Genomic DNA, 14,029 nt, shown 5'->3' with positions numbered 1-14,029 from the left:
GAATTTAAAAATGGACAAAACAACAAAGCAACAAGCGCTAAATGCGCATAGCTGGGCTGGTGTATTTTTAAGTGTGCTTTTATTTTTAGTGTGTTTGTCAGGCACAATAGCGGTATTTCACCTTGAGTTTGAGCGTTGGGAACAGCCTCATATTCAAGAAATGGAGAGCGTGACGCCCCAAGCCATTGAAAAAGCGATGGACACGTTCCTGGCTGATAACACGCAAGAGACCAATCACCTCTATGTGGTGTTTCCTACCTCTGATATACCTCGTCTTGTGGTGGAAAACGATCATGCTGCATTTTTTGCAGACAATAATGGCAATTTACTCGAAAAGGAAAATGTTGCCTTTACTCAAATGTTAGTCGACCTGCATTTGTACTTAAATCTCCCAAATAGCTGGGGAATGATCTTAGTCAGTGCATTGGGCGCGGTAATTTGTGCTTTGGTTTTTTCAGGCATTATTGCTCACAAGCGTATAACAAAAGATGCATTTAAACTTCGCCGTAAAGGAAACGGTCAACAGGCTCAAATCGATTTACATAACCGTTTTGGTTTATGGGCAGCGCCATTTCATTTGATTATTGGCATAACGGGGGCTTATTTTGGCTTGGCTGGAGTCATTCTAGTGTTAGTGGCGTCACTCAACTATGGCGGCGATCGAGACGCAATAGTCGAACAAATATTCACACCAGATCCCGTGCTTGAGGTGCAAGAAGGCAAACCTGCCATCGGCAAAGCATTTGGGCAGATGGAGACTTTAGCGCCAGAAAAATCTCCTATTTTTCTTACCGTACACGAGGTTGGAAAACCCGAGCAGTTTATAGAAATTTATGCCAAAGCGCCCAACCGTATGATATACGCGGAAGGGTATCGCTTCGACACCGCGGGCAATTTTATCGGCGTTGCGGGCTATGAACACGGCGAGTGGGGCAAACAATTAGTGTGGTCAATGTATCGGCTGCATTTCGGTGATTTTGCCGGGCTAACCAGCAAATGGCTGTATTTCGTGCTCGGCGTTATGTTAACCATGCTTTGTGTTTCGGGCATGGAAATTTGGTTGTCTAAAAAAGCACACCCACCACTGGCTACGCGCTTGTGGTATGCAACAGTGTGGGGCAGTGTAAGTGCATTATCGCTTACGGCAATCGCTGACATGCTAGCCACAGCATCATTAACACTGCCTTTAGCGGGTGTTTTTTGGGCGGTAATGTTGCTCAACATTGTGCTTACTATTGCCGTACCAAAGTTAACAAAAGCAATGTGGTTGATGTTATCAGGCGTTAGCGTTTTATTATTGCTCGCTACCTATTCAATAGTTCATGCTTAGGTGCGATATTTAGCGTAGCTTCTTTACAGCTAAATGTGCCAATGGCGGTGTTTGTCATGTGGAGTGTCTGGCGTGCTAAGCACTTGTTTAAATTGCAAACGTCTGTGCATCACACCGCTATCGACAAAACGTAAGAGGGCGCGCAAGGCAACACAATGAACGTTTAGTTGCGTTTGTCTTGTTTCCAAGTACCACCATACGCATAGTTAGGGTGGTGCTTGGAGCTGGTTTGGCATGTTTTGCACACCGTTTTCCATTCTTGCCCCGTGGTAATTCTAAATTGGATTGGGGCGAGTGAGCCACAGCTATCACAAGCTCTTGCTGGTCGTTGTCTTGTTCGCTTTCCCATTATTCGATATCGCTGTTTTATTTTTATATTCGCTTGGCAATAAGTACGGCTATATGCGAACCTTTGCCGACAAGGTTGCCCCATACATTCATCAATGCCGAAGGACTGCACCGCATATTAGCAAACGCTTCATCACGGTGTTCTTGTTCATCGCATTGCATGCTGCACATTTTCACAACGACGTCGTGACAATTGCCTTGTGCTTTTAATACGTCAATTTGGGCGGCGTAATGTTTGTCGACAAATTGTTCAACGTGATAAATGGTGTAGTAAAACCAGTCGTAACCTAGTAATCGTGGGAGAAACCCAGTTAAAAAACCAGCCACAATCCAAACTAATAGGGCAAAACTCCCCCTAAACGGTGGCATGTCCTCTTCAAACGTGCGCAGATGTTCGCGCTCGGTTGCAAGGTGAGTGAGTGCGAAATTGCGCAATGCTTGCCTATGCTTAGTATTGCGGGTATTGCCAAAGGAAACTACTAAACACAATACGTCAGCAACAAGCGCGCCTCGGTATATCCAGACCGCGCTAGGTCTCGCCTGCATGGCTAGCCCTTAGTTCTTTGTCCATTAACGACGAGATTCGCGTTGTCGTGACATCACTGAGCATGGTATCCGCCTTAATTAACTACAATGTTGCATATTCGGGCTCAATAAAAGCCTGCACTCATACTTAATTTACCCAGCAATGCCGCACTTTGGATTGTTCTTAAAGCATTTTTAACGTAATAGCGACATTGCATTCGCTTTGGACTTCGTTTTATTTTAGCGATGACCTGGTCAGAAATGATTCAACAAGCGCTGGCCGAATTACGCGGCAAATATGTACGATGCGGTGGTGGCAACATGGTGGAAAAAGGGAAAGTAATGAAGATTATGCTAACAGTAGGACTAGCTATGCTGGGTTATCTGATTTTTTGGCCAACCTCGATATCGCCAGTGGCGTGGCAACCCGATACAAATAAAGGCTACACGGGCCCTTTTGAGGTTAATCAGCGATTAGCCAACCTTGAAAAGCTGTCTATGGGTAAAGACCTCGGTCCAGAAGATTTTGCCATAAATAGCCAAGGCGATATCGCTACATCTAGTCATTCTGGGTATATCTTGTTGCAAAGGAAAGGTGACGTTGGATTTGCGCGCTGGGTAAATACTAAGGGCCGCCCTCTTGGCATTGAATTCGATAGCCAAGATAATCTAATTGTAGCCGATGCGGTGAGAGGCTTATTGAGCATATCTCCTGATGGAAATGTCAGTGTGCTGCTTGATAGTGTTAACGGCAGTCCCATTGTATACGCTGACGATGTCGACATTTCTCGCGATGGCACCATTTACTTTACTGATGCGACAACAAAGTTTTCCGCACAAGCCTATGGCGGCACGCTCGCGGCCAGTTTTCTCGAAATATTCGAGCACCAAGGTCACGGTAGGGTATATGCCTATCAGCCAGACGTACAACACGCTGAGCTACTGCTAGATGGTTTAGTCTTTGCAAACGGCGTAGCTGTTAGCCACGATGGGCGCTTTCTTTTGGTTAATGAAACAGGTAAATACCGTATCCTACGGTGTCATTTACAAGGGGAGGCAAAAGGGTCTTGTGAGGAATTTGTCGCAAATTTACCAGGGTTTCCAGACAATGTTTCGGCGACCAAAGACGGGTTTCTTGTTGGTCTTGCGTCTCCTCGTTCACATGCTGCCGACGTCTTGGCACCATACCCCTTCGTGCGCGGTATGATACAAAGGTTGCCTAGTTTTATGCGGCCTTCTGCAAAAGATTATGGGCACCTAATGAAGCTTGATACTGCTGGTCGTGTTATTGAAAATTATCAAGACCCAAGTGGCGAATTTTCATTTGTCACTGGCGCTATAGAGGTCGAAGACGGGTATTATGTTAGCAGCCTGACAGCGACACATGTTGGTTTTTTACCTTTTCCAAGAGCTAAGTCTGTAAAGCATTGAACAAAGTGTAAATAAAACTTAATGAATAAAAACTATCCTTTGAAAGGTCTATATGATGGTGTGTGACCTACGATCCGTTCATACACATTTAGAAACACTTTTGAAAAAAGTGCGGTGGCGACGTGATAAGCCCTATGGCACTATCACTGCTCGGCATTTCCTCAATATCATTTAGTAACAAATTATAAAGGACGTTTTCAATGATAAAAGTGTGCAAGCTTTCTTCAGTCGCACTGGCGGTAACTGTTTCTCTTCTCGCAGGATGCGGAGGAGGCGGTGGCAGTTCATCGACGCCAACTACACCGACTACGCCGACTACACCTACAACGCCTACCACACCGACTACACCTACTACGCCTGTGACCAGTGAGTGGGAAGCAGGAGTGTATGAGGCTCAGTCTAACTTTATTGCCAAATGTGCCAGCCCTCGGACGGGTATCGACCCATTTTCAGGCGAAGCTTATCCCGATACTCAAGGTACAGAATTAGATGAAAAATTATGGTTACGTTCGTGGACGAACGACACCTATCTTTGGTACGACGAAGTTCCTGACAATGATCCTGATAACTTCTCAGTTTTGGCGTACTTCGACCAATTAAAAACGACAGAATTAACGCTGAGTAATACGCCAAAGGACAATTTCCATTTCTCACAAGCGACAGACGAATACAATCAACTGTCTCAATCTGGAGTGTCATCTGGGTTTGGTTTTGATTGGGAGTTTGTCAATAATACACCGCCTCGTGAGCTGGTAGTAAGATATACCGAAGACAATTCTCCAGCTGCCCTTGCAGGCGTTCCGCGTGGCGCAAAAGTAACGCGTGTTAATGGTGTAGACTTTGTCAATGACAATACCCAAGCTGGCGTTAACTCAATTAACGCAGGTTTGTTCCCCGAAAGCGCGGGCACAACCGTAAGCTTCGAGTTCGAGCTTCAAGATGGTACAACGTTAGCGACAGAGATAACGTCTGGCGATATTGCTGTTTCTCCCGTACAAAATGTAAAAGTTTTGGACACTGCTAACGGCAAAACAGGTTATTTTCAATTCAACACCTTTATTCGCACGGCGCAGGAATACCTGATTGGCGCATTTGATCAATTTGTAGATGAAAATGTGACTGAGCTTGTTATTGACTTACGTTATAACGGTGGCGGTTTGCTCGCATTAGCATCGCAAATGTCTTACATGGTTGCAGGCCCGAGCCAGACTAATAATGCAACATTTGAAACACTTAGGTTTAATGATAAAAACCCAAATACAAATCCTGTTACGGGTGGCACAATTCGACCCACGCCATTCTATAGCAATGAAATTGACTACAATGCAGGCATACTGACGGATAATGTTTTGCCTAGTCTTTCGCTTACACGTGTATATGTGATCACAACAGGTGCCACATGTTCGGCGAGTGAAGCTGTAATGAACGCGTTAAGTGGAATTGATGTAGAAGTGGTTCAGATTGGCTCTACAACTTGTGGTAAGCCGTATGGCTTCTATCCTACAGATAACTGTGGCGAAACATACTTCACAATCCAATTCCAAGGTGTAAATAACAAAGGCTTTGGTGATTATGCCGATGGCTTTATGCCGACTACCACGCCTAATTTTGATTTTGAGTTGCCAGGTTGTGACGTTGACGATGATTTCACTAAAGCCCTTGGTGATCCGCAAGAGGGTATGCTGGCAGCTGCTTTACAATATGCTGAGACAGGTAGTTGTCCGGTAGTCGCAACGTCTGCTGAACCAATTGTTGAGCGTGTTTCAAGTGAGTCAAACGAGCAATTGTTGTCTATAAAAACAATGGACGAGACAAAAGACAGTTTGTTCTTACACAATAAGATTAACGAACCCATTATTACGGAGCGCAATTAATGACCTTGGTTAAGCACCTCGGCGCATCAATAGTTGTGGCCTCGTTGTTAAGTGGCTGTATGATGACATATGCAAACGAACCTGTTCCTGCCACGCTGACGTCGGTATCAGCATCGCAAAAGGCAAACATTGCTAGCACTATTAGCCAGTGGTTTGGCGACGTTGAAGTTACGCTTGCAGATGATGCTTTTACACGTTCCTCTGAACTTAGCATTGAACGTAAAGCACATATGGATAATAGAGGCTTACCTGTTGAGGGACGTCACAACAACCCTGCTTATACCTTTACCCTTTTAAAACATGGAGAGCGTTGTATTTTACGCAATAACCAAACGGGTGATGAAAAGGAAGTAGCAGGGCTGTCATGTACCGCAAGCTACGAGTAACTACTCGCTGTCTATACTCTTAAAAAAAGCGCCATAAAGGCGCTTTTTTTGTGCGAAACATTCAAGCTCTCTATCGCTTATTACTGCTTTGCTTTTGTTTGGACGCATTACCACGAGATGAAGTGACGCCGTTTCGACCTTGGCGGTTAGCTTGCCCACCGTCGCTGCGCTTTTGCTTTGTACCTTGTTTGCTTTTGTTCGCACTTTTTCGCTGAAACGAGGGTGGAAGACCAGTGTGTTTAGTCAGCGCTCGTTCTCCTCGTCTACCTCGAGACGCTTTTTGACGCTTCTCGTCTGCAGATTCTGGTGGAACTAAATGCTGAGGGCCTCGACCAATCAGGTCTTCTCGTCCCATTTTTACTAATGCTTCACGGATCTGAGCAAAGTTCTTCGGATCGTGATAACGCAACATCGCTTTATGCAGTCTGCGGTGTATCTCACCCTTAGCAGACGGCACGTCTTCACTGTCTTTGGTGACTTTACGTAAAGAGTTCACCTCGGTATGGTACATGGTTGTTGCCGTGGCCATTGGCGACGGGTAAAAGTTCTGCACCTGATCTAGCTTAAACTTATTCTCTTTAAGCCAAATTGCCAAACTCAGCATATCTTCATCGGTCGTACCAGGGTGGGAAGCGATAAAATAAGGAATTAGATATTGCTTTTTACCCGCTTCTTGAGAGTATTTATCGAACAACTCTTTAAAGCGGTAGTAGCTGCCCATACCCGGTTTCATCATCTTGGAAAGTGGACCGTCTTCAGTATGTTCTGGCGCGATCTTCAAATAGCCGCCTACGTGGTGTAGCGCCAGCTCTTTTACATATTCCGGGTCTTCTACAGCCAAGTCATAACGAACGCCAGAGGCAATCAATATCTTTTTAATACCAGGTAAGTTGCGCGCACGACGATACAAATCGATGGTAGGTTTGTGGTCGGTGTCCATGTGTGCACAAATGCTGGGGTATACGCAAGAAGGGCGCCTACAGGTTGCTTCTGCTTTAGGGCTTTTACAACGCAAGCGATACATGTTCGCAGTCGGACCACCTAGGTCTGAAATTACGCCTGTAAAGCCCGGTACGGTATCGCGTATTTGCTCAATTTCTCGAATAATAGAGTCTTCAGAACGGCTTTGTATTATGCGACCTTCGTGCTCAGTAATAGAGCAGAACGTACAGCCGCCGTAGCAGCCACGCATAATATTGATGCTAAAACGTATCATGTCGTACGCTGGAATTTTAGCGTCGCCGTATACCGGGTGAGGAACGCGCTGGTACGGCAGATCAAATACCGCATCCATTTCGTCAGTTTCAAGCGGCATTGCAGGTGGATTTATCCATATATGCCTATCACCGTGGCGCTGCATAAGCGCCCTTGCACAGCCGGGATTTGTTTCTTGGTGCAATATGCGAGAGGTATGGGCATAAAGTACTTTGTTATCTTTTACCGTCTCGAATGCAGGTAATTTTACGTAGACGTTTTCCCAAGGCTTTCGCTTTTCCTTTTCTTTCTGAGCAGGCTGAATAACAATCGGTGAGGCCTCAGGGGCTTCACTGCTTTTGCTATCTTTGTCTTGAGAGTCGCACTCGGGTTCCATTTGATAAGGACTTGGAATCGCGTCAATCTTTCCTGGCCTGTCTAACGAGGTCGAGTCTACTCCTTGCCATTCTGGTAGTGCTTCTTTAACTATGATTGCTGTGCCGCGAATATCACGCAAATCAGCAATGTCTTCTCCTGCGGCAAGTCTATGTGTTACTTCCACAAGCGGGCGCTCTGCATTGCCGAAAAAGAGCATGTCTGCTTTTGAGTCAAACAGCACTGAACGACGTACTTTTTCGCTCCAATAATCATAGTGAGCAATACGGCGAAGGCTCGCTTCTATGCCGCCAACAATAACGGGCACACCTTTGAAGGCTTCTCGGCAACGCTGCGAATACACGGTGACTGCGCGGTCTGGGCGTTTGCCTCCCACATTGCCTGGCGTGTAAGCATCGTCATGACGAAGCTTCTTGTCCGATGTGTAGCGGTTAATCATCGAGTCCATGTTACCGGCAGTGACACCGAAATACAGATTAGGCTTACCCAACTTCATAAAGTCGTCTTTACTGGTCCAGTCGGGCTGAGAAATAATGCCAACACGAAAGCCGTGTGCTTCAAGAACACGTCCTATTACTGCCATACCAAAGCTAGGGTGGTCTACATACGCGTCGCCAGTGACCAAAATAACGTCACAACTGTCCCATCCAAGGGCGTCCATTTCTTCCTTTGACATTGGTAGGAAAGGCGCAGTACCAAAGCAGTGCGGCCAGTATTTAGGGTAAGAAAACAGACCGCGGTCAGCTTTAATGGTGGCTTGCATAGTATTCACATCTAGATAAAACAGAAAGTGGCTGAAATGTTCAAAAGTCGAATTTCAGATTTGAATCACTAATTATAACAGTCTTAACGGGTCGGCGGTATAGCACTGTCATTAAATTGATAGGCTTTGTATACTTGTGTAAGTAGTTTCTTATATGAACGCCTGCTTTTTTTTGATTTCCTGTTAGGCAAGTGCGAATTCAACAATGAGGATGATATGGCGTATTGGCTATTTAAGACGGAACCTGACGCATTTTCAATCGATGATTTAGCTAACAGAGTGGAGCAGACAGAGCCTTGGGATGGTGTGCGTAATTATCAAGCTCGAAACTTTCTACGCGATAGTGTTGCGTTGTCCGATAAGGTGTTTATTTACCACTCTAGTTGCAAAGAAGTGGGTATAGCTGGCGTGGCGCAAGTGGTAAAAGCAGGCTATCCAGATACAACTCAGTTTGATCCAGAATCTAAGTATTATGACCCTAAGTCTTCACAAGATAATCCAAGATGGTTTCGCGTAGACGTAAAATTTGTTGAGAAGTTTACTAGGGTACTGCCGCTAGCAGAGATTAAAGCAATGCCATCAATTTCGGAATTACCGCTTGTTAAAAAGGGGGGCCGTTTAAGTATTATGCCAGTCAGCGAGGGCGAATGGCAGCAGCTTTATACTGCCGCCAAATAGCGGTATTGCGCGTGTTTTACTTTGATAACGCGAATCGTGTGTCGGCGTCACGAAGAAGGTAAAGTGCAAAACATGCACCCCACATTGGCCATGCTGCGAAAAATAGTAGGTTGTTAAATGCATCGATGTACTGTGGGAATGACGACAATGTCGAACCACCGTGCAGTAAGAATACAAGACCATAAGTATAACGCTTCGCTATACCAGCTAAAAACGCAAGCACCAGCGCCAGTTGAAATGAGCCCATAACGTATACGGCGGTCTCAGCCAAGCCGCTAATGCCATAGAAATGTTCAAATATTTTCATGCCATGCGCGGGGTTAACAAATTTATCAAGTGTCCATACGAACATTACGATAAATATAGACACGCGCAATGCGAGTAGTGCCCAGCTGAGGCGATTAGAAATATCTGATTGAGTGTGTTGCATGTAAACTCCAAGTATTAAAGGATGTGACCACAATAGAACGAGTGTTCAAAAAAATAATTTCAAAAAGTTATTTATTTTGAAAATTAGCGTGTGGTCTGAAATTTTTTAGACAGCGTATCGGTCTTGTCGAACAAGAATTAAAAACACGGAAAAATAAATGAATAAAATGATAGGCATGGCGGTAAGTGCGCTTGCTCTAGCTGTAAGTCAGGGAATTGCGGCACAACAACTTTCAGAGATTGAAGTTGTCGAGGTAAAAGGTAATAAACAGTCTTTAGATACACTTTATCCAGGCGACAATACGTTAAAAGGATTATTCGGCGCTGGCTTAAGTGCAGCAGAAACGCCGCGTTCCGTAACGTCATTGTCAGCCGAGGCAATTGAAGCGCTCAATATTGACGACCTGCACGATATTGTAAAGGCTGCGCCAAACGCCTATGCTTCAAGCGGATTTGGTACGCCAAGTTTGCCGAGTATTCGCGGTCAGCTGGGAGAACTTTTTCAAGACGGCGTGCGTCGACAAGCGGGTAATAATGGTTTTGGTTTGCCGCTGTCGTTCAACAGTGTAGAACAGATTGACGTGGTAAAAGGCCCATCGTCGGTGCTGTTTGGCAGCACGCAGCGCAATGGCGGCTTTGTCAATCTTCAAACGAAAGTGGCACCAACTTCACAAAGCCAAGGTAAAGTCACTCTGCGCGCAGGCAGATGGGATCAGTATTCAGCGCAGGTCGATTATGGTACTGCCATTGAAGAAGGGAAAAGCGGGGTTCGAATTAGTGCTGAATACCTTGATCATGGGAGCTTCTACGACTTTGCCGACAGAGATAGCACGAACTTGTTTATAGCCTATCGTTACACGCCAAGCGAGGCGCTAACGTGGGATGTGAGTGCGGAGTATTACGATACTGATTATCCAGATAACGCGGGTATAAACCGTCCTACACAAAACTTGATTGATAATGGTATCTATATTACTGGTCAAGGCGTTCAGCCTAATGGAAGCACGATTCCGGGGGCTGGCGCGATAATCTCTCCAACAGGCGAAGTGGTTATCCCAAGAAATCGCGTATTCACTAATCCCGATGACATTAATGGTGCCGAAACTTCGGTACTGCGAAGTAATATTAACTATCAGTATGCTGAAAATATCAGCATCAGAAATATGTCTTATTACCAATATCTGGAGCGTGAAGAGATTGCACAAAACAGCTTTGTGGAAATCATCGATGGCGCTGATACATTTGAGAACCGCACCGAAATTGACTATAAGTGGAGTGACAATCAGCTGACCACCGTTGGCGTTGCCTTGCGTTATAACGATGTATTGGGTTACAGCCAATTTACTACAGAAGCCGATAACCCTATTGACCTTACTGGTCCTATTTCAAACCGCGTAATTCCACTAACTGATGCACAAAAAGCGCGTCTAGTTGAACTTCGTCCCGGCGTGTTTGTCTCACCTGGCGCCCAGTATGACCTTGATGGTGATGGTGCGGGAGACTTTAACCTGTCTGACACCACTGATTCAACGACGTGGCAAACCGGTGTTGCACTGCAACAGCGCTCAACGTGGACGGATAATTTCTCTACAATTGTAGGTGTGCGTGTAGACTACTACGATGTTGAAGCTCGCGATCCTCTTGCTCCCCAAGGCGTTGAAGCGGCCTCCGATACGTATAGCGATACGCTAACAAGCTATCAGCTTAGTGCTGTTTATAAACTCACTAACGCCGTTAATGTTTACGCGGCATTTTCAGAAAACGATGCGACGTCGAACAGTATGGGTGGGGGCACTGTATTAGGCGGTAACAACGAAATAAACCCACTTAACTTCGCTACTGAGAACACGCTTTATGAAGTAGGTGTAAAATATGCGCCGAACAATGCGTGGTATGCAGAGGCGTCGCTATTTGACCAAACGCGAAGCCTTCGCAATCGTGATGGCAGTAACAGTGGTGTGAAAACGCAAGGTTTAGAGCTTCAAATGTTCTATCAGGCAGACGATCACTGGGTAAATGCAGCATACAGTTATCTTGATGCACGTTTTGATGACTCAGCGGCATTCCAAGGCACAGCGCAGGTAGCCGATGCTTTTGATAATAGTCGTCCTGATATAATAGAGGGAACGGGCGTTGGTTCGCCTTCGTTTGCAGCGTTTGCACCTTCGGATTCTCGTGTGCAAGGTATCCCACCTCAAATTTTCTCGGTGAATGCAGGCTGGAAGGTAACTGATGATGTAAGTTTAGGCGCGAGTGCACTGTATACAAAATCTTTCCCGCTTGATTTCTTACAGACGGTGCATATTCGAGACCAATACACCATTGACCTGAATGCAGACTATTTCGTTAATGATGATTTGCGATTACGTTTGGATATCATCAATGTTACCGATCAAGACAATTGGCAGCCACTGTTTGAAGGCGGTTTCTTTGGAGCAACCTTGGTCATGCCAAATATGCCAAGACATGCACAAGTCACTATGCAATACGCGTTTTAAGGGGTAGGAATAAGGTATGTTAAAGAAAATAGCGCTTCTGGCAGTTATTGCTGCCGCCATAGTGAGCTTCTTTCATTTCGATTTGAATAACTATTTGACGTTGGAGGGAATGAAAGGTTCTCTCGACACTTTTCAAAGCGAAATCGAGGCAAATCCAGTACTGAGTGTTGGCGTATTTTTTGCCGTTTACGTGGCGGTTACGGCGCTGTCCTTACCAGGAGCTGCTATTTTAACACTCGCGGCGGGTGCGTTGTTTGGCCTGCTGCAAGGCCTTATTATAGTGTCTTTCGCCTCAAGCATTGGGGCGACACTGGCATTTCTTGTATCGCGCTTCATATTGCGCGACACGGTGCGTAACAAGTTTAAAGAGAAACTGAAAAAAATTGATGAAGGTGTAGAAAAGCAAGGGGCTTTCTATCTCTTTACACTTCGTTTAGTGCTTAGGTTTTTCCGTTCTTTTTAATCAACCTACTGATGGGATTGACCTCACTAAAAACCTGGACATTTTATTGGGTAAGCCAAGTAGGGATGTTGGCGGGCACCGCCGTGTATGTCAATGCTTAGGTACTCAACTTGCTCAAATAGATAGCCTTTCAGGTATTGTGTCTCCAGGATTAATTTTTTCATTCGTTCTGCTGGGCATTTTCCCATGGATAGCAAAAGCTATCGTCGCTGTTGTTAACCGCCGTCGTGTTTATAAAGGTTATACCAAACCTAAAAAATTCGATCGTAATTTAGTTGTCATTGGCGCTTATGCTGGCGGCTTGGTGACAAGCTACATTGCGGCAGCGGTTAAAGCCAAAGTTACCCTGGTAGAGGCTGGGGAAATGGGTGGCGATTGTCTTAATTACGGGTGCGTACCTAGTAAAGCTCTTATTAAATCTGCAAAAGTCGCCAATCAAATGCGAAACGCAGACAGCTATGGCTTAGATGCGGTTACGCCCACCATGTCATTTAAGAAAGTCATGGCTAGAGTGCACGAGGTGATTGCTGCAATTGCACCTAACGACAGTGTTGAACGATACACTAGCCTTGGGGTTGATGTGGTTAAAGGCTACGCAAAAATTGTTGACCCTTGGACTGTCGAAATAAAACAAAATGACGGCGGAACACAAACTCTTACGACGAAAAACATTGTGGTGGCAACGGGTGCTGCGCCTTTTGTACCTGAATTACCTGGCATTAAAGAAAGTGGCTATGTAACGTCAGACACGTTGTGGACGAAGTTTGCTGATATGGACACTGCGCCTAAAAAGTTAATTGTGCTTGGTGGCGGCCCCATTGGGTGCGAGCTGGCACAGGCATTTGCACGTCTGGGCAGTCAAGTGACTCAAGTTGAATTAGCACCGCGCTTAATGGGCCGTGAAGATTCAGATGTTGCTGAATACGCGGAATCTGTGTTGCGAGACAGTGGTGTAAACGTACTTACGTCGCACAAAGCCCTTCGTTTTGAAAACAAAGACGGCGTTAAGTTGCTTATTGCTGAAAAGGAAGGCCAAGAGCTTGCCATCGAGTATGATGAAGTCATTGTCGCAGTGGGTCGCAAAGCGCGATTAACCGGTTTTGGTCTTGAAGACTTGGGTATTCAGTTTGACCGTACCATTGAAACAGATGAATACCTGCAAACACTCATGCCAAATATCTTTGCAGCTTATGATGTGGTAGGTCCATACCAATTTACACACGTAGCCGCCCACCAAGCGTGGTATGCAGCGGTCAATGCGTTGTTTGGCTCGTTCAAGAAATTCAAAGTGGATTATCGTGTTATCCCATGGACTACTTTTATCGACCCTGAAGTGGCGCGCGTAGGGCTAAATGAGCGCGATGCTGCCGAGCAAGGTATTGAGGTTGAAGTAACGCGTTATGAATTTGCCGAGCTAGATAGAGCGGTAGCAGAAAGCGCGCGTAAGGGGTTTATTAAAGTACTTACGCCGCCAGGCAAAGATAAAATTTTAGGTGTGACCATTGTATCTGAACATGCTTATGATTTACTTGCTGAGTTTGTTATTGCGATGAAGCACGACCTCGGGTTAAACAAGATCCTGGGCACTATTCACGCTTATCCCACGTGGGCTGAAGGGGCGAAATACGCAGCGGGTAATTGGAAGCGCGCAAATGCGCCAGAGAAGCTCTTAGGCTATGTTGAAAAGTTCCACACGTGGCGAAGAGGCTAACAT

Annotated in this window: 7 protein-coding genes and 3 pseudogenes; 7 read left to right on the top strand and 3 right to left on the bottom strand. The window is 45.6% G+C overall.

Annotated elements, in window-relative coordinates; translation table 11 throughout:
- Positions 1-10: 10 nt before the first annotated feature.
- Positions 11-1,464, top strand: a pseudogene (locus V6N89_RS12100) (PepSY-associated TM helix domain-containing protein).
- 238 nt (positions 1,465-1,702) lie between these two features.
- Here V6N89_RS12100 and V6N89_RS12095 read toward each other — a convergent pair.
- Positions 1,703-2,288: pseudogene (locus tag V6N89_RS12095) on the bottom strand (demethoxyubiquinone hydroxylase family protein).
- A gap of 257 nt (positions 2,289-2,545) precedes the next feature.
- Between V6N89_RS12095 and V6N89_RS12090 the strand changes: the two are divergent.
- The 3 genes from V6N89_RS12090 (at position 2,546) to V6N89_RS12080 (ending at position 5,894) form a co-directional block, all read left to right on the top strand.
- Positions 2,546-3,634, top strand: a complete 1,089-nt coding sequence (locus tag V6N89_RS12090; RefSeq protein WP_338520265.1) for an SMP-30/gluconolactonase/LRE family protein — start codon at positions 2,546-2,548, stop codon at positions 3,632-3,634.
- A gap of 200 nt (positions 3,635-3,834) precedes the next feature.
- Positions 3,835-5,508: a S41 family peptidase gene (locus V6N89_RS12085; RefSeq protein ID WP_338517742.1), complete on the top strand. Its 1,674-nt coding sequence runs from the start codon at positions 3,835-3,837 to the stop codon at positions 5,506-5,508.
- Positions 5,508-5,894 carry a hypothetical protein gene (locus tag V6N89_RS12080; RefSeq protein ID WP_338517741.1) on the top strand — a complete coding sequence of 129 codons (387 nt, stop codon included), beginning with the start codon at positions 5,508-5,510 and terminating at the stop codon, positions 5,892-5,894. The genes V6N89_RS12085 and V6N89_RS12080 overlap by 1 nt, the downstream gene beginning before the upstream one ends.
- 70 nt (positions 5,895-5,964) lie before the next feature.
- On the opposite strand, the gene V6N89_RS12075 is transcribed toward V6N89_RS12080, so the two are convergent.
- Positions 5,965-8,247, bottom strand: coding sequence for a YgiQ family radical SAM protein (locus V6N89_RS12075; protein WP_338517740.1), 2,283 nt, complete (start codon positions 8,245-8,247; stop codon positions 5,965-5,967).
- Positions 8,248-8,463: 216 nt separating this feature from the next.
- On the opposite strand from V6N89_RS12075, the gene V6N89_RS12070 reads away from it, so the two are divergent.
- Positions 8,464-8,925: an EVE domain-containing protein gene (locus V6N89_RS12070; protein ID WP_338517739.1), complete on the top strand. Its 462-nt coding sequence runs from the start codon at positions 8,464-8,466 to the stop codon at positions 8,923-8,925.
- Positions 8,926-8,941: 16 nt separating this feature from the next.
- Here V6N89_RS12070 and V6N89_RS12065 read toward each other — a convergent pair whose 3' ends face one another.
- On the bottom strand, positions 8,942-9,355 hold the full coding sequence (locus V6N89_RS12065; RefSeq protein ID WP_338517738.1) for a hypothetical protein: 414 nt from the start codon (positions 9,353-9,355) through the stop codon (positions 8,942-8,944).
- A 157-nt stretch (positions 9,356-9,512) separates the two neighbouring features.
- Here V6N89_RS12065 and V6N89_RS12060 point away from each other — a divergent pair, with 157 nt between their 5' ends.
- Together V6N89_RS12060 and V6N89_RS12055 are read left to right on the top strand one after the other, a co-directional pair.
- Complete coding sequence (locus V6N89_RS12060; RefSeq protein ID WP_346992734.1) at positions 9,513-11,852, top strand: TonB-dependent receptor; 2,340 nt, start codon at positions 9,513-9,515, stop codon at positions 11,850-11,852.
- A 16-nt stretch (positions 11,853-11,868) separates the two neighbouring features.
- Positions 11,869-14,026, top strand: a pseudogene (locus V6N89_RS12055) (FAD-dependent oxidoreductase).
- Positions 14,027-14,029 lie beyond the last annotated feature (3 nt).

This window comes from Alteromonas gracilis (assembly GCF_036870955.2).
Classification (GTDB): Bacteria; Pseudomonadota; Gammaproteobacteria; order Enterobacterales; family Alteromonadaceae; genus Alteromonas; species Alteromonas gracilis_A.
The sequence above is the reverse complement of the archived record's forward strand: the minus strand, read 5'-3'. Positions and strand labels throughout refer to the sequence as shown.